Source organism: Staphylococcus sp. NAM3COL9, assembly GCF_001431205.1.
Classification (GTDB): domain Bacteria; phylum Bacillota; class Bacilli; order Staphylococcales; family Staphylococcaceae; genus Staphylococcus.
The window spans coordinates 274,947-295,080 of record NZ_LGPC01000011.1 but is presented as its reverse complement, the minus strand read 5'-3'; the positions used below and the strand labels follow the sequence as shown (position 1 = coordinate 295,080).

The 20,134-nt window shown below is 32.8% G+C and carries 21 protein-coding genes; 4 read left to right on the top strand and 17 right to left on the bottom strand.

Annotation, left to right across the window (positions count from 1 at the left end; genetic code table 11):
• The 8 genes from ACA31_RS04345 to ACA31_RS04310 form a co-directional block, all read right to left on the bottom strand.
• Complete coding sequence (locus tag ACA31_RS04345; protein WP_057512142.1) at window positions 1-630, bottom strand: phosphoribosylanthranilate isomerase; 630 nt, start codon at window positions 628-630, stop codon at window positions 1-3.
• The gene (gene trpC / locus ACA31_RS04340; protein WP_057512141.1) at window positions 627-1,409 is read right to left on the bottom strand and encodes an indole-3-glycerol phosphate synthase TrpC; all 783 of its coding nucleotides are present in this window, start codon (window positions 1,407-1,409) and stop codon (window positions 627-629) included. The genes ACA31_RS04345 and trpC overlap by 4 nt, the downstream gene beginning before the upstream one ends.
• Window positions 1,393-2,409 (bottom strand): anthranilate phosphoribosyltransferase, encoded by a 1,017-nt coding sequence (trpD, locus tag ACA31_RS04335; RefSeq protein WP_057512140.1) that lies wholly within the window; start codon window positions 2,407-2,409, stop codon window positions 1,393-1,395. Before trpD ends, trpC begins: the two co-directional genes overlap by 17 nt.
• Window positions 2,378-2,974 (bottom strand): anthranilate synthase component II, encoded by a 597-nt coding sequence (locus ACA31_RS04330; RefSeq protein WP_057512139.1) that lies wholly within the window; start codon window positions 2,972-2,974, stop codon window positions 2,378-2,380. The genes trpD and ACA31_RS04330 overlap by 32 nt, the downstream gene beginning before the upstream one ends.
• Window positions 2,971-4,377, bottom strand: coding sequence for an anthranilate synthase component I (locus ACA31_RS04325; RefSeq protein ID WP_057512138.1), 1,407 nt, complete (start codon window positions 4,375-4,377; stop codon window positions 2,971-2,973). The genes ACA31_RS04330 and ACA31_RS04325 overlap by 4 nt, the downstream gene beginning before the upstream one ends.
• A 528-nt stretch (window positions 4,378-4,905) precedes the next feature.
• A complete protein-coding gene (locus ACA31_RS04320; protein ID WP_057512137.1) occupies window positions 4,906-5,115 on the bottom strand; it encodes a hypothetical protein in 210 nt (69 codons plus the stop codon).
• 196 nt (window positions 5,116-5,311) lie between these two features.
• Window positions 5,312-6,349 (bottom strand): M42 family metallopeptidase, encoded by a 1,038-nt coding sequence (locus ACA31_RS04315; protein WP_057512136.1) that lies wholly within the window; start codon window positions 6,347-6,349, stop codon window positions 5,312-5,314.
• Window positions 6,350-6,726: 377 nt separating this feature from the next.
• Window positions 6,727-7,665 carry a D-2-hydroxyacid dehydrogenase gene (locus tag ACA31_RS04310; protein WP_253721369.1) on the bottom strand — a complete coding sequence of 313 codons (939 nt, stop codon included), beginning with the start codon at window positions 7,663-7,665 and terminating at the stop codon, window positions 6,727-6,729.
• Between the two features lie 230 nt (window positions 7,666-7,895).
• Between ACA31_RS04310 and ACA31_RS04305 the strand changes: the two genes are divergently transcribed.
• Window positions 7,896-8,987: a prephenate dehydrogenase gene (locus tag ACA31_RS04305; protein WP_057512135.1), complete on the top strand. Its 1,092-nt coding sequence runs from the start codon at window positions 7,896-7,898 to the stop codon at window positions 8,985-8,987.
• A 251-nt stretch (window positions 8,988-9,238) separates the two neighbouring features.
• On the opposite strand, the gene ACA31_RS04300 is transcribed toward ACA31_RS04305, so the two are convergent.
• From ACA31_RS04300 to ACA31_RS04285, 4 genes are read right to left on the bottom strand one after another with little or no spacing between them, the layout of a single operon-like run.
• Window positions 9,239-9,694, bottom strand: coding sequence for a hypothetical protein (locus ACA31_RS04300; protein WP_057512134.1), 456 nt, complete (start codon window positions 9,692-9,694; stop codon window positions 9,239-9,241).
• A gap of 20 nt (window positions 9,695-9,714) precedes the next feature.
• Entirely contained in the window at window positions 9,715-9,960 is a 246-nt protein-coding gene (locus ACA31_RS04295; protein ID WP_253721362.1) for a non-oxidative hydroxyarylic acid decarboxylases subunit D, read from the bottom strand.
• Window positions 9,944-11,374, bottom strand: coding sequence for a non-oxidative hydroxyarylic acid decarboxylases subunit C (locus ACA31_RS04290; protein WP_057512132.1), 1,431 nt, complete (start codon window positions 11,372-11,374; stop codon window positions 9,944-9,946). Before ACA31_RS04290 ends, ACA31_RS04295 begins: the two co-directional genes overlap by 17 nt.
• Window positions 11,375-11,391: 17 nt before the next feature.
• Window positions 11,392-11,985, bottom strand: a complete 594-nt coding sequence (locus tag ACA31_RS04285) for a UbiX family flavin prenyltransferase (protein ID WP_057512131.1) — start codon at window positions 11,983-11,985, stop codon at window positions 11,392-11,394.
• A gap of 108 nt (window positions 11,986-12,093) precedes the next feature.
• Here ACA31_RS04285 and ACA31_RS04280 point away from each other — a divergent pair, with 108 nt between their 5' ends.
• Entirely contained in the window at window positions 12,094-12,978 is an 885-nt protein-coding gene (locus ACA31_RS04280) for a LysR family transcriptional regulator (RefSeq protein WP_057512130.1), read from the top strand.
• 183 nt (window positions 12,979-13,161) lie between these two features.
• Here the strand turns inward: ACA31_RS04280 and ACA31_RS04275 are convergent, their stop codons facing one another.
• A complete protein-coding gene (locus ACA31_RS04275; protein ID WP_057512129.1) occupies window positions 13,162-14,424 on the bottom strand; it encodes a Y-family DNA polymerase in 1,263 nt (420 codons plus the stop codon).
• Window positions 14,425-14,575: 151 nt separating this feature from the next.
• On the opposite strand from ACA31_RS04275, the gene ACA31_RS04270 reads away from it, so the two are divergent.
• Entirely contained in the window at window positions 14,576-14,761 is a 186-nt protein-coding gene (locus ACA31_RS04270) for a 2-hydroxymuconate tautomerase (protein ID WP_057512128.1), read from the top strand.
• 272 nt (window positions 14,762-15,033) lie between these two features.
• Here ACA31_RS04270 and ACA31_RS04265 read toward each other — a convergent pair whose 3' ends face one another.
• Window positions 15,034-16,014, bottom strand: a complete 981-nt coding sequence (locus tag ACA31_RS04265) for an LCP family protein (protein WP_057512127.1) — start codon at window positions 16,012-16,014, stop codon at window positions 15,034-15,036.
• Between the two features lie 140 nt (window positions 16,015-16,154).
• On the opposite strand from ACA31_RS04265, the gene msrA reads away from it, so the two are divergent.
• Window positions 16,155-16,658 (top strand): peptide-methionine (S)-S-oxide reductase MsrA, encoded by a 504-nt coding sequence (gene msrA, locus ACA31_RS04260; RefSeq protein WP_057512126.1) that lies wholly within the window; start codon window positions 16,155-16,157, stop codon window positions 16,656-16,658.
• 111 nt (window positions 16,659-16,769) lie between these two features.
• Here the strand turns inward: msrA and ACA31_RS04255 are convergent, their stop codons facing one another.
• The 3 genes from ACA31_RS04255 to ACA31_RS04245 are packed head-to-tail and all read right to left on the bottom strand — an operon-like array spanning window position 16,770 to window position 20,123.
• A complete protein-coding gene (locus ACA31_RS04255; protein WP_057512125.1) occupies window positions 16,770-17,684 on the bottom strand; it encodes a D-ribose ABC transporter substrate-binding protein in 915 nt (304 codons plus the stop codon).
• Window positions 17,685-17,701: 17 nt separating this feature from the next.
• Window positions 17,702-18,643 (bottom strand): ABC transporter permease, encoded by a 942-nt coding sequence (locus ACA31_RS04250; RefSeq protein ID WP_057512124.1) that lies wholly within the window; start codon window positions 18,641-18,643, stop codon window positions 17,702-17,704.
• Window positions 18,630-20,123 carry a sugar ABC transporter ATP-binding protein gene (locus tag ACA31_RS04245; RefSeq protein ID WP_057512123.1) on the bottom strand — a complete coding sequence of 498 codons (1,494 nt, stop codon included), beginning with the start codon at window positions 20,121-20,123 and terminating at the stop codon, window positions 18,630-18,632. The genes ACA31_RS04250 and ACA31_RS04245 overlap by 14 nt, the downstream gene beginning before the upstream one ends.
• Window positions 20,124-20,134 lie beyond the last annotated feature (11 nt).

Below are 20,134 nucleotides of genomic sequence, written 5' to 3'. Positions count from 1 at the left end.
TTAATTTGCTCCTTTTACGAGTTTAATAATTGCTGTCATTTTTTCCATATCTTTTTCATTATTTGTTTCTATTCCACTAGCGATATCATAGCCTTGATGTGCTAAATCTAAAGATGCTACAGCTTGTATATTGTCATAGTTCATACCGCCTGCGATTAGATAGTTAACATTTTTAATCGTTTTTAAAATTTCCCAATCATATACAATACCTGTGCCACCATAAGACTTCGATGGTGTATCAATAATAAACATATCAACAGCATCTTTATAGTAATTAATGGCTGTCGTTAATGTTTGCTGATCTGTTGCGGGTAAGGCTTTGATAATTTTAATATTTGGATTAGTTTTCTTGATAAAATGTACTATTTCTAACGGTTCATTACCATGAAGCTGGATGGTTGAAATCTGCGTCTGCTCTATCAAATTGGTAATCGTATCATAATCTGGATCGACAACGATGACTACTTTTTCTTTTTCATCAGGTATAACTTCAGTCAATTGTTTAATGGTTGCAATATCCACATATCTTTTACTCTTTGGAAAATGAATAAATCCCATTGCATCAATATTTAAGTCCTTTGCTTTGTTTACATCGGCTAATGTGCAAAAGCCACAAAACTTTAACTTCATCGTTGTACCTTGTCTAACTTTAGACCTGGTAAAAATTGACTTAAGTCATCACATTTCATTAATGATTCACCGATTAATAAACCGTCTATACCCGAATTAACGATATTTTGAACATCTTGCTCATCTTTGATACCACTTTCTGAAATATAGTAATAACCCGTTTTTTTATCTTCTAAAATCTCATTTGTATGCAAAACATCTGTAATGAAACGTTTTAAGTCTCTATTATTCACACCAATAATTTTCGGGTCTAGTTTATATGCACGTGCCAATTCTTCTTTATCATGAACTTCTACAAGCACTTCTAAATTTTGAGAAATAGCGTATTTATATAGTTTTCTTAATTCTGTGTCTGTCAAAACGTTAACGATGAGTAATATAATCGAAGCGCCTGCTTTTTTAGCAACATCAATTTGAATAGGATCTACCACAAAATCTTTACATAATACTGGTAATGATGTTTCTGTTGTCAATACTTGTAAACGTTCGTAGCTACCACCAAAATAGTGCTCATCAGTTAATATAGAAACTGCATTCGCACCATGTGCTTCGTAATCTTTCACCTGTTGCGCTAAGTCTCTTGCTGGCAACCCATCAAGCGTCGGACTTTTAGATTTAATTTCAGCAATCACCCCAAGTTGATTTGAATCGTCTAATTGTGATTGGAATGTTTTTTTATACGAAATATCCACTGCTTCTAATGTTGATAATTTATCTTCATAATATCCTTGTTCTAGTAAACCTCTTTTATATGTTACAATCTCATCCAATATAGTCATACGTTTTGCCTCCCATTTTATTATATTGCTCTAAAGCTTTACCACTTTCTATTAGTTCTTGTGCTGTTTTCACACCATCTTCTATTGTTTCAGCTTTTTCTGCTACGTAAAGTGCGATGCCTGCATTCAAGATAACAACATCTCTCTTAGCACTACGATTTGTTCCATTTAATATATGCTTCGTAATTTCTAAGTTATCTTGTGGCGTGCCTCCAACTAGTGCTTCGTTTGACGCATAATCTAAGCCAACATCTGTTGCATTTAGCGTATATTGTTTAATTTCTTCATTTGCTGTTACTTCATAAATAATATTGTCACCAGATAATGTAGCTTCATCCATACCATTTGCACCATATACAACGATTGCTTTTTTGCGTCCTAAGTCTGCTAACGTTTGTGCAATTTTTTCTAATTTTGATGTTTCGTAAACGCCCATTACTTGATAATCCAATTTAAAAGGATTAATGATTGGGCCAGTAATATTAAATATTGTTGGGTTGCTGATAGCTTTTCTGATAGGTTGAATGTTTTTCATTATAGGATATGTTTCAGTAGCATTTAAAAAGACCAATCCATTGTTGTCTAATTGTTTGGGTGTTTCTTCAACAGTGCTTGTCTTAATATCCATTGCATTTAACAAATCCGTGCTCCCTGATGATGAAGTGACACTCTTATTACCATGCTTAATTACGGGTACACTTGCACTAGCAATAACAAAAGATACGGTTGTAGATATATTAAAACTATTTGATTTATCTCCACCTGTGCCACAAACACACATACCATTAGGATAGTATGGTTGTTCATAATACATAGAATGAATTAAGCTATTTGAAATGTAGGTTAACTCCTCTTGCGTTGTTTCTTTTTCAGAAAACTTTTCGAGTAACTCTATTTTTACGCTGTCATCTAAATTTTTAGAAATAAGTAATTCTATAAATTCATTCATTTGTGCTTGGTTGAGTGGTTTATATTGTTTTAATTGTGTTTGTAGCTCCATCTTCTGTTACCTCCTTCATTATGTTTAAAAAGTTATTAATGATTTGCTTACCATGTTCCGTAGCAAATGACTCTGGATGATATTGAATACCATAATGTAAAAATTGTGTATGTTCAAATGACTGTATACAATCTTCTGTTTGTGCCGTTATTGTCAATGTTTCAGGTAGTGTTTGAGGATTACTCATCAATGAATGATACCTCATAATTTCTGAATATTCTGGAATATCAGTATATAACAAAGTTTCTTTTGTGATACGCATTTGGTCTTTTTTACCATGTTTTATATAATCACATTGGATGACATCGCCACCATGATAACAAGTTAATGCTTGTGACCCTAGGCAAACGCCTAAAATTGGTTTATTTTTATAATGATCAATGATTTGCATTAAATCATCTGTATCTAATGGATGACCTGGACCAGGTGAAATAATTACACCATCAATATTCAGATTATATATAGATGGGTCATCCGGATATTTAATCATCACTTCTTCTTTCTGTGCAATCATATCTACTAAGTTATAAGTAAATGAATCATAATTATCAACTATAAGTATCATGGTGAAACCTCCAATAAGCTTTTAGCTTTTAATTTTGTCTCTTCAAGTTCCTTTTCTGGAATTGAATCATAAACCACACCACACCCTGCTTCTACATTAATGTGCGTATCATCAATCATCATTGTACGGATCGCTAATGCGAAATCTAAATCGTGATTACAATTAATATAGCCAATACCGCCACTGTAAACGCCACGTTTTTGTGGTTGTACTTCATAAATACGTTGAATTGCTCTCAGTTTTGGTGCACCTGATACAGTACCTGTGGGTAATAAACTTGCAATCACTGTCATCGGCGAATAATTATCATTAAGTTTTCCAGTAACTTCACTGACGATGTGCATCACATGTTCGTAACGTTCAATTGTCATTAATTTACCGATTATCGAAGTGCCTGTTTCACTTACACGATGAATATCATTTCTACCTAAATCAACGAGCATACTATGTTCACTTAATTCTTTTTCATCGTTTTTTAAACTTGCTTCATTTGCTTGGTCCTCTTCTTCAGTAACGCCTCGTTTTATCGTTCCGGCTATCGGATTAGTCACTACGGTTTGCCCTTTTACTTTCACAAAACTTTCCGGTGAACTACCAACGACAATCGGCTGATCCATATTCAAGTAATACATATATGGACTTGGATTTTGACGTTTTAAATTTTGGTAAAGTTGATAAGACATGGCTTGTAATTGTTGACCAAAATGATGTTCGTAACTATAAACGATAGATGGTACAACTTGGAACATATCTCCTTGTTGAATAAGTGACTTCATTTTACTAATTGTATTAATAAAATGTTCTGGTGCTATATTTGATTTGATCTCTTTTTCTGTAGCTGTATGTTCAAGCTCAGATGGATAAATAGTAATTTGTTTTAATTCTTCTACACGTTTAGCCACACGTGCTTTTAATTGTTCGTCATTTTCTTTTGAAAATAAGTTTGTTGCAATAACATATAAATGCTCTTTGTAATGATCAAATATATATGCATCTTCAACCATGTGAAACTTAGCATCATGTTGTGGATGATCTTCAAGATTGATTTGTTTTAGTACTGGGAATTCATGTCTTACTAAATCAAAACTACATGATCCTACAAAACCAGAAACAAAAGGTAATAATGCTAATGCTTCGTCTTCAATTTCTGCTTTATATTGATCAATTAAGTCTTTCATTTTTTTATAAGGTTGATCATGTTCTACTTTGTTTTCTTCTGGTGTACATACAGTCATTGTTTCATTATCCAACGTGATTGAACCATACGTATCGAAAATCACTATAGAATAACGTCCTTTTAATTTCGATTGTTCTGAACTCTCTAATACGATTTTATTTACTTTTAATCTTGCTAACGCTTCTGGTGTTACTTCTGCATTTAATCTTTGATATTGCACTTTCATTTTATTTTCCTCCTCATAAAAAAATCAGCATCCTTAAACATGTTAAGGACGCTGACGCGCGGTACCACCTAAATTAGTAGATATATGCTTGCTTTGATCTACTCTCTCATTGATTTATTCATTTGTTATCCAACAAAACCCAATTTCAGTATATGTAGGTGTTAGTTTCCATCAACCACTAACTTTCTGCTTGCTACCTTTACATCACTTACTTCATTTTGCTTTCTTATTTTTTGTATATAAAAACACCACACTAACGCATATCTGTAAGGACGCGTTACCGTGGTGCCACCTTAGTTAACAAATTATTTGTTCACTTTATATATTATAAATTTTAATTACATCTAAAAGCCCAATTCACATTATATGCAGTGCTAATTTCCATCAACCATTAGCTTTCTTCGTGCTACATGTCATATATGCTACGTTATCTTCCAAACGGCAACCTAAGTTGCGAAAAGTAATTACCTAGTATGCTACAAGGATATTTTCAATTTGTCAACATTTGAATTTATATTAATCACTATTTTACTTTAAGCGATGATTATTATTGAAATCATTTTGGTTATACTTTTTGAAGTTGATTATAAACACATAACCCCCAATTGCTAGCATTAAAATCGGCACAATAACAATGCCATATATCGTCAGACTGCCAAAAATGTTAGTGAAAAAACCTAAAGTAAAAATGATTAATAATATTAAAATCAAAAGGTTTAAGCCTAGTGTTTTTCTCATTAGATATCTCCCTTTCTTAAAAATAAAGATAACATTTAAGATTATTTTGGCAACAATAACCACACCAAAGAAACCCTCGCTACCACTAATAGCTAAGGGTTTGGTACATAAAATGCAGATATCTTTATTATTGCTATTATAACATTGTATATAATAGCATTACAAAATCAAGTAGATAAACTAGGTTTCAATATATTTATGATTGAATCGGTGCTAAACAATAAGCATGTAACAATGCTTGTGTTGCTTTTAATGAATCAATATGCGTACGTTCTAGTGCATGTGATGATTCGATACCTGCACCGAATAAGCCATGTTTTATATCTGCGCCTGCTTTTAATGCAGCTGAAGCGTCAGAACTATAATATGGATAAATATCAACTTTGTATGGAATTTTATTTGTATTACATAGATTTACGAGTTGTTCACGTAATCCCTTATGATATGGACCTGACGCATCTTTAGCACAGATAGAAACCGTATATTCATCTGAAGCTTGACCATCACCTAAAGCGCCCATATCGAACGCGATAAATTCAACAATATTTGATGAAATTGAAGCATTAGCACCATAGCCTATTTCTTCATTATTTGAAATATAAAATTGTATCGTATGTGGCAATTTGAGATTTTCTTTTTTAACTGTTTTTAAAAACTCTATGATCATTGCAACACTTGCTTTGTCATCTAAATGGCGTGATTTTATAAAACCAGAAGATGTGACTTGTGTTCTAGGATCAAAACTTATAAAATCTCCTACCTCGATACCTAATTGTTCTGTATCTTCTTTTATATTTACCTTTTCATCTAATCTTACTTCCATATGTTCTAGGTTTCTAGGCACATTATCATTATTACGATATACATGTACACTTGTTTCATGTAGACATATTGTACCTGTGTAAGTTTGTCCTGCAGAAGTTTCAATTTCGCAATATTCCCCTTCTATTGCGTTATAACTAAAGCCACCAATTAAATCTAATGCTAAGCGACCATCATCTTTAATTTCTTTCACCATTGCACCTAATGTATCCACATGGGCTGTAATACATTTATGGTCTTGATTATTCTCACCTTCTACAGTAATAATCAACGCACCTTTGTTAGTAATATGAGTCGCATAACCTAACTTTTCAACTTCATCTTCAACGTATTTAACTGCCTTTTCTGCATGCCCCGAAGGACTATTAATATTCGTTAATGCTTGAATTGTCGAAAAAATGGATTCTGTGATACTATCCCCTCCTTATATGTATATCTTTAGTTTAACTGTTATTTTCTAAAATTGGTAAAATTCCGAATAGAAATTTCTGTTTGATAGTAGGAAAATTAAATGGATAAATAAAACACGATATTCATGCCAAAGGTAACTAATCTCAATTTAGTTCATCCCTATTATCGCCATACCTTACATTCAAAGTATTATTCGTATTTATAGGGAGTGGAGAAAATAAGGTCTATGTTTGTTCAAATAATGGCTGCATATAAAAATTTATAAACTTGGTATGACTTTGTTGTACAGGATATGAAACTTTATTGCGATCAAGAGACACTAAAAAAATCATACTTTGTACATTAAAAACACAAATAACTTATATTTTTTATTACAGTTTAATAGCCTTTACTGAAGTCTACTTGATTTGATAACGTTTCATCTCTTTCTATATTCTCTAATGTGTTACAGAAGCATGAAATAGCATCATCTAAATCTGTTAATGCTGAAATATGTGGTGTTATCGTAACATCCCCCCTGTGCCATAACTCTGATGATTTTGGTAATGGTTCTGACTCAAAGACATCTAATACTGCATGTCTGACTTTTCCAGAATCTAGTGCATTTATAAGATGGTTTGTATCAACAACCTGTCCCCTACCAACATTTATAAAATAAGTGTGATTTAAATATCTAAAGATTTGTTCGTTAAATAGTTTTTTAGTTTGTTGTGTTAACGGTAAAGTACTAATAATATAATCCGATTGTTCAATTAATGTTTTCGATGATTCTAATGTATTTACTTGCTTAAAGTATTGTTTATTTTCGCCACTATTTGAAACACCATACACAGTTGTACCAAATGACGATAAAACTTTTGCTATTACTCTTCCAATTTCACCAGTACCGAATATCGATATCGTTTGATTTTTCAAGGCAGCTGGTATTTTGGGGATCCAGAGTCTATCTTTTTGTTGTGACTGAAGTAATATGTGATGTTGCAAGTCTTTTAATATATAACTCAAACAATATTCACTCATCTTTTCACCAAAGTCACTGACAGTTCTAGTTAACATTGTATTTGATTTTTCCCAACCACCTATTGCTAGAAAATTATTTACACCGGCATTAAATGCATGAACCCACCTTACCTTAGAAGGATGAAATGCTTTACTAGGAGCAAAGCCTACATAAGCATCTGCCCATTCCATATCCTCTTTTGAAATCATATCAATTGATTGAAAATGCAAATGATACTTTTCTAAATCCAGTAAATATTGCTGAAAAGCAGATTCATATTGACCAGCAATCAAAATGTTTTGTATATTCAATTTCATCACTCCTATATAATTTAAATCATTTTCACTTCGATTTTCTTCTTTCATATATAAAGCCTTATTGAATTATCTCATATCATTTCATCATACAAAGTATATCTCAATTCATTAAATTAGAGTTTGCTTTGTAAGTTAAATCTTTATTTTCAGAGTTTATGCATATTGCGAAATAACATTTGCTGCTTTACAATGTTACTATTCTGAAATTTTTGATAGAGGTGATTCGCATAATGAAACAAATACTTTTCGTTGGCTTAGGTCTTATTGGCGGAAGTCTAGCGAGTAATTTAAGATATTATCATGATGATATAGAAATCACAGCTTATGATGCAGATACCTCTCAATTAGATAAAGCTTTATCTATTGGTATTATTGATTTTCAATCGACAGATTATGAATCGAGCGTTGAAAGTGCAGATATCATCATTTACGCAACACCCGTACAACAAACGATAAAATACGTACAAGAGTTACCAAAATATCATATGAAAAAGAATGTGATTATTACAGATACTGGCAGTACAAAGTCAACCATCCAACAATATGAACAACATCTTTTATCTTACGATATCCATCTGGTTGGTGGGCACCCTATGGTAGGTAGTCATAAGTCAGGTGTGTTAAATGCTAAAAAACATTTATTTGAAAATGCATTTTATATACTCGTTCATGATGAATCAGCTAATGACGCGGCTTTTGAAGAAATTCAAAGTTTACTGAAAACTACAGATGCGAAGTTTATTTCTATAACTCCAAAAGAACATGATTTCGTGACAGGTGTTGTAAGTCATGTCCCACACATCATCGCTTCGAGCTTAGTGCATTTAAATGCCAAACATGCTGATGAATCTACGCTTATAAAAACACTTGCAGCTGGTGGCTTTAGAGATATCACAAGAATTGCGAGTGGTAGCCCTGTTATGTGGCGAGACATTACGATTGAAAATAAAAATACGATTTTAACCCTTTTAAATGACTGGAAAACTCAAATGGAAGATGTTATTTCTCTCATTGAGGATGATAGCCCTGATGGCTTATATGATTTTTATAACGATGCTAAAATATATCGTGATGAACTCCCCCTTAAATCACAAGGTGCGCTATCTATTGAGTATGATTTGTATGTGGACATTCCGGATAAATCGGGTATGATAAGCAAAGTTACAAATATCTTAAGTTTACATAATATTTCTATAAGCAACCTAAGAATTTTAGAAGTACGCGAAGATATTTATGGTGCATTACGTATTAGTTTTAAAAACCCAGAAGACCGCAAGAAAGGCGCTAAAGCATTAAGCGATTTCGATACTTATATAGCTTAGTAAATAACAGCCCATGACCTTCTTAATACTGTGCATGAATCATAAAAAGAATAAATAATTAGATTTAAGTCAATTATTATAAACTGAAATTTTATCTTGAAATGCTTAAGAGACTCCTCGTCGACGAGGAGTCTCTTTTAAATATGTGTGTTGATAAGCATGAATCATGTTAATCACTTTGCTCTAAAAACCTAACCTGATATGCACTTTCAGCAATAGGTAATTCTAGTTTTTCTGTTAATTTATATATTTTAAACACTCAATAATTCGCTTATAGTTATTTTCCAACGTTTGAGCACCTCTTCAGATTCATGTATTTCAACAGTTATACCTGAAGTAATATCTGCATATTTTGCTCTATCTTCTTTTATATTTTTGGCAAATGCTTCAAAACGTATTCTTGAGAATTTTTCATTAGATATAGTTGGTAATAATTTTGTATCAAGTTCAAAATAAAAAGCCTTTTTATTTTGAACAATTACTAAACTCGCCTTACCACTATCAGATAAACTATTTGCAGTTTGTGTGTTTGGCCATAAAGCAATTCTAATATGCTCACTGTCTGTAGCAACAACTTCACCAACACTTACCATTGCTGTATGAGGATATCCCTCATTAGTAATAGATTGCAGCATCATAGCAATATCCTTTTTTTTATCTAACTGTTTACCATCTAACAAACTTTTAATTTCTTCAGGTAGTTTCATTACGCACACTCCTTTCTGATTTATTTATTTGTTAAATCAGGAATTGGTGGAATTTGAGCTAAGTTATCAAATTCAGTTGGTTTTAATTTAAAACGAGGATCATATTTCTCAGGGTTTGTAATATTTTCACCTTCAGTGTTTCTCCATGAAAAAGTACATGTGTTACAAATATATACTTCCCAAGCGTTATCTTTAGGTGCTTTAGTCAATAATTCTACTTCTTTTGAATCACATCTAGGACAAATCATCTTAATCTTCCTTTCCATTTACTAGTTTACCTAATTTTTCAATCCATTCATCTGCTTTTTCTGGTGTACCAAGCAATTCAGTATCACGACCAATATCAGCGCCTACTGGTGTCGTAGCATCTATAACAAGTTTTGTATGCATACCTTCAGGCTCTGAAGATGGGTCTAACGGCATACCTGGCGCATATGGTATCTTAAACACATCTTTATCTGGTCTAACTCTTGTTGTTAAAGCCCACATAACTTGTTCAAGATTAAACGGATCTACAAATTCATCCACTATAATTGCTATTTTAGTATATGGCATACCATGTGGTGTAGAGAGTAAACGCATCGCTACAGCTTTGCCATAGCCACCAAGTCTAGATTTAGTAGAAACAATCGTACCAATACCATGTGTATACATTGCATTAACTGCTTCTACCTCAGGGAAATCTCTTTTTAATTGTTTATACAATGGTAAACTTGTGTTCAATGCAATCAAATAATCAATTTCTGTCCAAGGCATACCTAAGTATAGATTTTCAAATATTGGATTATTTCTATGTGTTATTTTTGTTATTTTTACTGTTGGTTGTTTTCTTGAACTTGAATAACTACCAGGAAATTCACCAAATGGCCCTTCTATTTCGCGTTTACGCGGCTCAATATAGCCTTCCAATACAATTTCACTTCGTGCAGGAATATCTAAATCTCCATATTCACTCTTGGTTAATTCTATTGGTTCACCTTTTAAAGCGCCTGCAAAGTCATATTCAGACTGTACATACTCTATAGGCGTACTAGCCATAAAACTGAGCACAGGGTCATTACCTAAACAGATTGCAATAGGTAGAGGTTCATTTTTTTCTTCTGCATGTTGTAAATGTACAGCGATATCATGGAAAGGTAGTGGTTGAATACCTACTTTATCTTTTCCTTTTACTTGGACACGATATGTTCCAGCATTTTGTTCTCCATAACTATCTGGTTTATTTGGATCTTTACTGACGATTAATGCTTTTGACAAATAATATCCAGCATCAAATTCATTTATTCTAAATAATGGTAATACATCAAATAAGTTAATTCCGTCTTCTTCAGAAATTATATTTTCTTTTATTGGTGCATTTTTTTTGTCTATCCATTCGGGTTTAATTGGATATTGATCCCACTTTTCTTTTAATGCAAAAAATTGGTCTTTTGTGGAAGTGTTTTTAGGTAAACCAAGCATTAATGCATGATTTTGCCAACTTCCATGCACATTTAGTACTAAGGGTGTGTGATATCCTTTAATATTTTCTACTAAAACTGCCGGACCATTTTCCATGTCAGGGGCTGTACGACCGATTGCACTTAAATCAGGTTCAGGCATAACTTCATCTTTCACTCTTATTAATTGTTTCTCTGACTCTAACAAGTCTAGAAAACCTCTTAAATCTTTGTAAGCCATTCGTCTCGCTTCCTTTCTTAATAACTAACATTTTTTTGTTCTTTCTTAGTAAATCCTGTCCAAACTTTTTCTTGTGGTAATTTATCTATTCCAAATTGTGAAATAAGACGATAAACAATATGATTCACCATATCGTTTAAATCTTTTGGATGATTATAGAAAGCAGGCATAGGAGGGAAAATCGTTACTCCCATTTGTGACAATTTGAGCATATTTTCTAAATGTATATTATTTAGAGGCGTTTCTCGGGTCATTAATACGAGTGGTTTTCTTTCTTTTAACATAACATCTGCAGCTCGAGCGATAAGATTATCCGCCAAACCCATACTTATAGAAGCTAATGATTTCATACTACATGGAGCTATAATCATGCCATCAACATTAAATGAACCACTTGAAATAGCTGCCCCTAAATTTTTAGGAGAATAATAATAATCTGCAAGTTCACGAACTTCGCTTATACTATAATTAGTTTCTTCTGTAATAGTAGTTATTGCCCACTGTGACATGACTAAGTGTGTTTCCACATCTTTTGTATCACGTAAAATTTCTAAAAGACGAACACCAAAAATAGCTCCTGTCGCCCCAGAAATACCGATAATTAATTTCATTACTTACCCCCTCCTCTCAACTATTAGTATAAAGATGATTGATATAATACAATAAATATATATTAAATATTATTTTAATACTTAGAAGGTATATAAGGAGAGGAATATATGGAGTTACGACATTTACGTTATTTCTTAGCGATTGCTGACGCTGGTAGTATCACAATGGCTGCTGAGTCATTACATATTGCTCAACCACCGTTAAGCAGACAACTTAAGGATTTAGAAAATGAGTTAGGGTTTAATTTATTTGAAAGGAACAAAAAGAAAAAGGTAAATCTTACTGCACAAGGAGAATTTTTCCGAGAAAAAACAAAGCATATTTTAAATACTATTAATGATGCAGTGATTGAAACACAGGAATTCAATGAGCAAGTGAACCTTAAACTTGCTATAGGTACAACAATTTATGGCTCACAGACAATGTTTAAACAAATTGAATTGTTTAAACAGAAAAATGATAATATGCGTTTTAATATATGGGAATCTGATAGCATTAGTTTAATTCAATTGTTAAAAGAAAGAAAAATAGATGTTGCCTATATCAATGAAGCATTGTCTGATAATGCCATTGTGACAAAAACGATTATTAATGATTATTGCGTTTGTATTCTACCTAATAATATCTTTGAACATATCGCAGTTACAGAAATTTCTATAAAAGAACTATCACAATTACCATTAATTTTATTAACTTCAAATACCTTTTCAGGACTATATGGTCAAATTATAAACACTTTTAATGAACAACAGTTAAACGTTAATATTTTATGTGACTGCCATGATTCCTCAATGCTAATTCAATTATTATCTAGAGGGTTTGGGGGGACGATTCTTCCAGCATCTTCAATAACTGAAGAAATCTACAGAGAATATACAATTTTACCCATAATAGATAATCCATGGACTTTTCAAACAAAACTTGCTTGGCGTAAAGAAGGATACACCCCAAAAATCGCTAATAATTTTATTGAAAATGCCTTAATTACTTAAAATACTAATACACTTATTTATTAGTGTTTTTTGACAAAAAATTTAATTTTGAAATCATGTTAAACTCATTTTATTATACGAAAGTGTATTGTTTTGTAACGTTCTGACGTCCGATGAAATAGTATGAGTGAGAGACTGCATAATCAATCATATCTCTTAGGCACATTATGCACTTTCAAAAGGTTACATTTTATGACCTGCCATGAGTCCAAGGCGGCCATGTTTTGTACCTGCATCAGTATAAGATACAGCTTTAGATACGATGCCTCGACCAAACTTCTGATGTAATGTATCAATGGTTTTTGCTAATTTTTCATTTCTTTTTCTTTCATATTCATCTATAAACAGGTTTAACTGTCTGTCTTTTTCATCTATAAATTTCGTTAATGAGACACTTACAGTTCGAAATAACATGGTATGATTACACAGTTCATCTGAGAAGTGTTCGACGACTTTATAAATTTGATCTTCCAAATTCGTCGGATCCTGTAAGGTGTATTGTTTATTAACGCTACCTTCATCACTATAGCCAAATGAAAAATGAATCGTTTTTGCTAATTGGTTTCTTGCCCTAACACGACCAGCAATGTCTTCAATCAACTCACGCATGACAACTTTAGCTTCTTCATAACGATAATCGCGCATCAGTATTTGGCTCTTACAAATCGATGGATTCATTACTTCATATTTATCTCTTACTCTACTTTGGTCTATGCCATTCGCATGTAAATGTAAATCTACGCCTACTATCCCTAAATCTTTCTTTAAATATTGGTAAGGATAATTGGCTAAATCGCCTATAGTAAAAATGCCTCGCTTATTTAATTTCGTTTCTGTTTTCCTACTAATTCCCCAAAACTCACTTAACGGTTGTATAGGCCAAAGCTTATTGGGTACATCTTGATAACGCCACTCGGCAACTAAACTAGAAGTATGCTTCGCTTCTACATCCATTGCAATTTTACTTAAAAGCATATTTGATCCAATACCAATAGAACAGTTAATCCCGGTTTCTTCTTCGATTTCACATTGCAACTTTTCACAAAATGAATGGATCGTAGTACTAAAACGGTGATAACTATCCGTAACATCCATAAAAAATTCATCGATACTATATTGATGTAGATCTTCCGGCACTACGTACCGTAAAGCAATTTTTGATATTGCTACGGATACTTCCAAATATTTTCTCATACTCGGATTAATAATATATATGTCACTTCTATGTGGTATTTCGAATAGTCTCGACCCAGTTTTAATACCTAGCGCTTTTAAAGGTCCTGTGGCAGCTAAAACAACTGATCCTTGTCTCTTCGTATCGGCAACAACAGCTAATTTCTCTTTCATTGGATCTAAGCCTTTTTGAATACAAGACACACTTGCAAAAAAACTTTTTTGGTCTATACACAATACATCTCTCTCTTCCACTAGATTATAATCATACATATCAAATAACCTCCCTCAATTAATTCTATTTTATACGAACATTAGTTCTATTTCAATAACAAAAAGAACAAAGGTTCTGTTATAATTATTTTTAGAATTTTTAGAATTTTCGTGATATAATAAGTTTACATCGTTCTAGGGGGAAATATATATGCCAATCGTTAATGTAAAATTATTAGAAGGTCGTTCAGACGATCAGCTTAAAGATTTAGTATCTGAGGTAACAAAAGCTGTAGAAAAAACTACAGGTGCTGATAAAGAAGCCATAAAAGTTGTTATCGAAGAAATGAAAGCATCACACTATGGTGTTGCTGGCGTTAGAAAATCCGATCAATAATACCATGCTATCTTTATACGTATAGAGAACGTAAACAAACATTAATAAATAACATTTGGTTTGTTTTTATATTTAACATCAACTTTTTAATAATGTTAATTTCCTATAATATTAGAAATATCTCAACTATTTAATTCATTTATGCTATTTCTTAAAACCAAGTCAGCACAAAAAACTGCCAACAAAACTTTTACTAACAAAACAAAAGGTAGACAATCATAAAATTGACTGTCTACCTTTTTATCATCACCACATATGGTAACTGACTTATATTATTCATTTAAAAACTTCTGAACTTCTTCTTTATTTTTCGCATTATCGATTTCTAATGCACTACCATCACCAAATGTTTGAATATCTTGGTAACTTCCCTCGACGGGCAACGTTAGAGAATCTACGTTTTTATCGCCTCGAATACCAAAGTTTAAGCCTGATTGCATAATTGCAGAATCTGGCATATTCGTATTCAAGTAACCTCTTAAAATACCGGCTACACGCGGCAATTTAGGAAGTGTATCGATACTTGCAAGTTCTCCTTTAAGTGCCTGCATCACTTGTTGTTGTCTACGAACACGACCAAAGTCGCCTTCAGCATCATGTCTAAATCTAGCATAACCTAAAAGTTCTTTACCATTTAATCGATGGCGGCCTTCATTCAGTGATACGCCAATATTTTTTGACATATCTTTTTCAACATCTATAGGTACACCGTTAGGTTCTAATTCATCAATCATTTTTTCAAAACCAGTAAAGTCTAAAATAGCATAATACTCAGGATCTACACCTAAGTTTTTCTTCAGCGTTTTTCTCATTAATTCTGGACCGCCTATAGAATATGCAGAGTTAATCTTATGCTGACCATTTCCAGGAATATCAGCATATATGTCACGCATGACAGACATCATTTTCAGCTTTTTGTGCACAAAATCATATTGAGCAATCATAATAGAGTCAGTTCTGGAAATACCGCCTTGCTCCTTATCTGCACCTAACACCATGACTGTAATCTTACCGTCATTTTTTTGAGTACCATTAAATTTATGCTGTTTCAGTGTTTTACCATGGTCTTTAGCATAGTCAATACCTGAATTATAACCATGGATCGCATAACCAATCACTATCGCCAATAGGATAATGATAATTAAAATAAAGAAGGGTAGCTTTCTAATCCGCTTCTTTTTCACTCTTCGTAAAGGGCCTTGTGTTGTTTCTTCGTTCGCATCTGATGTACTTCTTTTTTTGTACTTATTCATTATTATCAACCTTATATCTTCAAAATTGCACTTCTATGTACTATAATTAACATATATTAAAGTTATATAAAAAGAGTATAAAAATCAAGTAAAATCTTAATATATGGTACTAAGGTCTAATACAGAAAGGATGTTAAAACATGAATATAAACAAAGCATACTTCGCTGGAGGTTGCTTTTGGTGTATGGTCAAGCCTTTTGACACGTATGAAGGTATTGAACAAGTAACTTCTGGTTATATGGGAGGAACAGTTGATAACCCTTCATATGAACAAGTCAAAACTGGCAACACTGGGCATTATGAAACTGTCGAAATCGAATATGATGTCGCACTGTTTTCATATAATAAATTATTAGAAATTTTCTTTTCTGTAATAGATCCAACTGATGAAGGCGGACAATTCCAGGATAGAGGCTCACAGTATAAGACAGCTATTTTCTATTCTAATGACAATCAAAAAGAAGTAGCTGAAATGTATATTGAAAAATTAAAACACACGATTGATAGAGACAAGGCAATTGCAACTCAAATCTTGCCCGCTTCTACATTCTATAAAGCTGAAGCAGAACATCAGGATTTTTATAAAAAGAATCCAGAACGTTATGCTGAAGAACAAAATGATCGTCAAAATTATAAAGAATAACGAGTCAATCATAAAAGCCGGAGCATATCTTCTATGCATCCGGCTTTTTTATACTATATGAACGAGCTCACTTATTAATCCGCTATAGCGCTATAAGCTATTTTTTTACTACTACTCTTGTTTTTTCATTTCCAATGGAATCTTATTCTTCTTCTCTATTGCCTTGCCATTGTGTAAATCTATTACTGTTCTCAAACTTTCTTCACCCATTAAATCAGGTTGTTGTGCGACTGTAGCATATAACTTACCTCTGTCTACTGATTTAATTGCATCTTCATTACCATCGAAACCAATAACTTTAATATCTTTGCTACCAACCGCTTCTATTGCGCCTAATGCCATTTCATCATTTTGTGCAAATATCGCTTTAATATCTGGATGTGCTTGAATAATATTTTGAGTTACGTTCAATCCTTCTGTTCTATTAAATTTCGCACTTTGTTTGGATACGACGTCAAGTGAGCCATCTGCTACGTTATGAAACCCTTTACCACGTTCTCTTGTAGCACTTGCACCAGGTATACCTTCTAACTCTGCAACTTTAGTACCTTCACCAAATTTATCAACGATTAAGTTTGCAGCCATTTCCCCACCTTTAACGTTATCTGAAGCAATAAATGAAGCGACTTGCCCTTTAGCAACTTCTCTATCTAAAGTTACTACTGGTATATTCTGATCATTAGCTATTTGTATACTACCAGAAATTGCATCTGAGTCTGTAGGATTCACAATAAGATAATCTACATTTTGTTGCATTAAATCATCAATATCGTTTGCTTGTTTGGCTGCATCATCTTGCGCATCTGCAAACTTTACTTTAACACCTTGTTTTTTTGCCTCGTCTTCAATACCATCTTTAATTTTCACAAAAAATGGATTGTTTAATGTTGAGATACTGACACCGATAACAATATCAGATTTTTTCTTATCTGACTTACCGCCATCATCATTTTCCAAAGGAGACTCAAGTGAACATCCTGTTAAAAATAATAAAATTGCAATCGCACTGATTAATAGTTTTTTCATCTTGCTAACCCCCCACACTATTTATTCTTTCTATCAATTAATACAGCTATGATAATCACTACACCTTTAACAACTTGTTGATAGAATGATGAAACACCTAATAAGTTCAAACCATTGTTTAACACACCTATAATAAGTACACCTATTAAGGTGCCGAGTATACGTCCCTTACCACCCGTAAGTGATGTACCACCCAGTACAACTGCTGCGATCGCATCTAACTCATATGACATTCCTGCTGTTGGTTGTGCAGAGTTTAAACGTGATGTTAATATTGCTCCAGCCATTGCTGACATTAAGCCAGCCAAACTATAAATCATGATTTTTAATTTATTTACTTTAATACCTGAAATAAATGCTGCTTTCTCGTTACCGCCCATAGCATAAGTTTGTCTACCAAACACTGTTTTATGTAGTAAAATATATAAAATGATAAATGTAACAAACATTGTAACTGCTGGAACAGGTATGCCTAGAAAGTAACCACGTCCAAATAATTGGAAAGCATAGCTCCCATTTAAGTTTGTAATTGGGTTACCATCCGTAATCACCAATGTTAAACCCCTAAAGACGGTCATAGTAGCCAACGTTGCGATAAATGGTGCCATCTTACCTAAAGTGATTAACAAACCGTTAATCGCCCCTAGAACTGCACCAAAGATACAACCAAGTAATAAGGTAATCATTGAATCTACACCTGATACCATTAAAATAGCTATCATCGCACTTGATAACGCCAATGTAGAACCAACTGATAAATCAATCCCGCCCGTTAAAATAACAAATGTCATACCAAATGCAATAAGGCCATTAATCGATACTTGTCTAAGTAAATTAAATAAGTTAGATGGTTCTAAAAATGCGCTGTTTAATACACTAATGATAATAACTAACAATATTAACCCAATAAATGGAATTATTTTTTCTAAATATGAAAATGATAGTTTAGACTGTGTCATGTACTTCCCCTCCAGTAGCTAATGTCATAATACGTTCTTCTGTTAATAATGCTTTCTCTAACACGCCTGCAATATTCCCTTCATGCACAACCGCTACTCTGTCACTCATACCTATGATTTCAGGTAATTCTGATGAAATCATAATGATAGACATCCCACGTTCGGTCAATTCATTCATCAATTGATAAATCTCTCTTTTCGCACCTACATCAATACCACGTGTAGGCTCGTCTAAGATTAAGACATGTGGTGCGGTTGCTATCCATTTTGCAATAACAACTTTTTGTTGATTACCACCTGATAAATCAACACACACATCATTTTTCTTACCTTTAATATTCAATCGTTGAATCATTTGCTCTGCATATTGCTCCATAGAACCTCGTGTTAAAAATCCAGATTTCGAAAAACTTTTCAACGCAGGTAATGAAACATTCTCTAATATTGAATCTTGAAGCACCAAGCCTTCTTCTTTTCTATTCTCTGTGATAAATGCTAAGCCTTGTTTGATAGATTGATTAGGATTATTTATCTGTAGTTGTTTATCATTCAATTTTACTTGCATATGCCCCTTATCTAAACCAAACAATATACGCATAATTTCAGAACGTCCTGCACCCATCAATCCACTAAATCCTAAAATTTCACCTTTATGTAGATTAAAGTGAATATCATTCAATTTATGTTCAGTAGAACTGAGTTTTTTTATAGAAAGAACAACTTCCTCATCTTGAGTGTAATGTCTATCTGGGTATTGGTTATCTAAATCTCTACCAATCATTGCCTTAACAATTTTCTCATTTGTCGTATCTTTTGTTGCAGAAGTTAAGATAGAACGTCCGTCTCGCATTACCGTAATACGATCTGAAATACTGAAAATTTCTTCCATTCTATGAGAAATATATACAAATGATACACCTGCACTTTTCAATTTTCGAATTTGTTCAAATAAAATATCAATCTCGTTATTTGTTAATGCTGCAGTAGGCTCATCCATAATAATGACTTTTGAATCTTGCATTAAAGCTTTACTAATTTCTAACATTTGCTGCATGCCTACAGATAGTGCGCCTGCCTCTTTATTTAAGTCGATATTAATATTTAATTTTTTGAAAATAGATTTTGCCTGTTTTTTTATCGCCTTATTATCGACAATACCTAAAAACTTTGTTTCCTCTTTACCGAGAAATAAATTTTCTAACACCGTTAAATTAGGCCATATATTTAACTCTTGTTGTATGAACGACACACCATTAAGTTCCGCGTCTTTGGTATTTTTAAATTGAATAGTTTCACCGTTTGCTTCAATGAAACCACTATCCGACTTATATACACCAGTAAGTATTTTCATCAATGTACTTTTTCCAGCACCATTTTCTCCCATTAAGGCATGTATCTCACCATCACCGATTTCAAAATCCACACCTCTTAATACGTCATTTTGACCAAATGATTTATATATTTGTTCCATCTTCATCATTTTATTCACCC

Coding starts and splice junctions, on each gene's coding strand:
- ACA31_RS04250 (WP_057512124.1), bottom strand. CDS start 18,643: ATGACACAGTCTAAACTATCATTTTCATATTTAGAAAAAATAATTCCA.
- ACA31_RS04305 (WP_057512135.1), top strand. CDS start 7,896: ATGAAACAAATACTTTTCGTTGGCTTAGGTCTTATTGGCGGAAGTCTA.
- ACA31_RS04300 (WP_057512134.1), bottom strand. CDS start 9,694: ATGAAACTACCTGAAGAAATTAAAAGTTTGTTAGATGGTAAACAGTTA.
- ACA31_RS04270 (WP_057512128.1), top strand. CDS start 14,576: ATGCCAATCGTTAATGTAAAATTATTAGAAGGTCGTTCAGACGATCAG.
- ACA31_RS04255 (WP_057512125.1), bottom strand. CDS start 17,684: ATGAAAAAACTATTAATCAGTGCGATTGCAATTTTATTATTTTTAACA.
- ACA31_RS04245 (WP_057512123.1), bottom strand. CDS start 20,123: ATGATGAAGATGGAACAAATATATAAATCATTTGGTCAAAATGACGTA.
- ACA31_RS04325 (WP_057512138.1), bottom strand. CDS start 4,377: ATGAAAGTGCAATATCAAAGATTAAATGCAGAAGTAACACCAGAAGCG.
- trpD (WP_057512140.1), bottom strand. CDS start 2,409: ATGGAGCTACAAACACAATTAAAACAATATAAACCACTCAACCAAGCA.
- ACA31_RS04275 (WP_057512129.1), bottom strand. CDS start 14,424: ATGTATGATTATAATCTAGTGGAAGAGAGAGATGTATTGTGTATAGAC.
- ACA31_RS04320 (WP_057512137.1), bottom strand. CDS start 5,115: ATGAGAAAAACACTAGGCTTAAACCTTTTGATTTTAATATTATTAATC.
- ACA31_RS04295 (WP_253721362.1), bottom strand. CDS start 9,960: ATGGAAAGGAAGATTAAGATGATTTGTCCTAGATGTGATTCAAAAGAA.
- ACA31_RS04345 (WP_057512142.1), bottom strand. CDS start 630: ATGAAGTTAAAGTTTTGTGGCTTTTGCACATTAGCCGATGTAAACAAA.
- ACA31_RS04310 (WP_253721369.1), bottom strand. CDS start 7,665: ATGAAATTGAATATACAAAACATTTTGATTGCTGGTCAATATGAATCT.
- ACA31_RS04285 (WP_057512131.1), bottom strand. CDS start 11,985: ATGAAATTAATTATCGGTATTTCTGGGGCGACAGGAGCTATTTTTGGT.
- trpC (WP_057512141.1), bottom strand. CDS start 1,409: ATGACTATATTGGATGAGATTGTAACATATAAAAGAGGTTTACTAGAA.
- msrA (WP_057512126.1), top strand. CDS start 16,155: ATGAATATAAACAAAGCATACTTCGCTGGAGGTTGCTTTTGGTGTATG.
- ACA31_RS04290 (WP_057512132.1), bottom strand. CDS start 11,374: ATGGCTTACAAAGATTTAAGAGGTTTTCTAGACTTGTTAGAGTCAGAG.
- ACA31_RS04265 (WP_057512127.1), bottom strand. CDS start 16,014: ATGAATAAGTACAAAAAAAGAAGTACATCAGATGCGAACGAAGAAACA.
- ACA31_RS04280 (WP_057512130.1), top strand. CDS start 12,094: ATGGAGTTACGACATTTACGTTATTTCTTAGCGATTGCTGACGCTGGT.
- ACA31_RS04330 (WP_057512139.1), bottom strand. CDS start 2,974: ATGATACTTATAGTTGATAATTATGATTCATTTACTTATAACTTAGTA.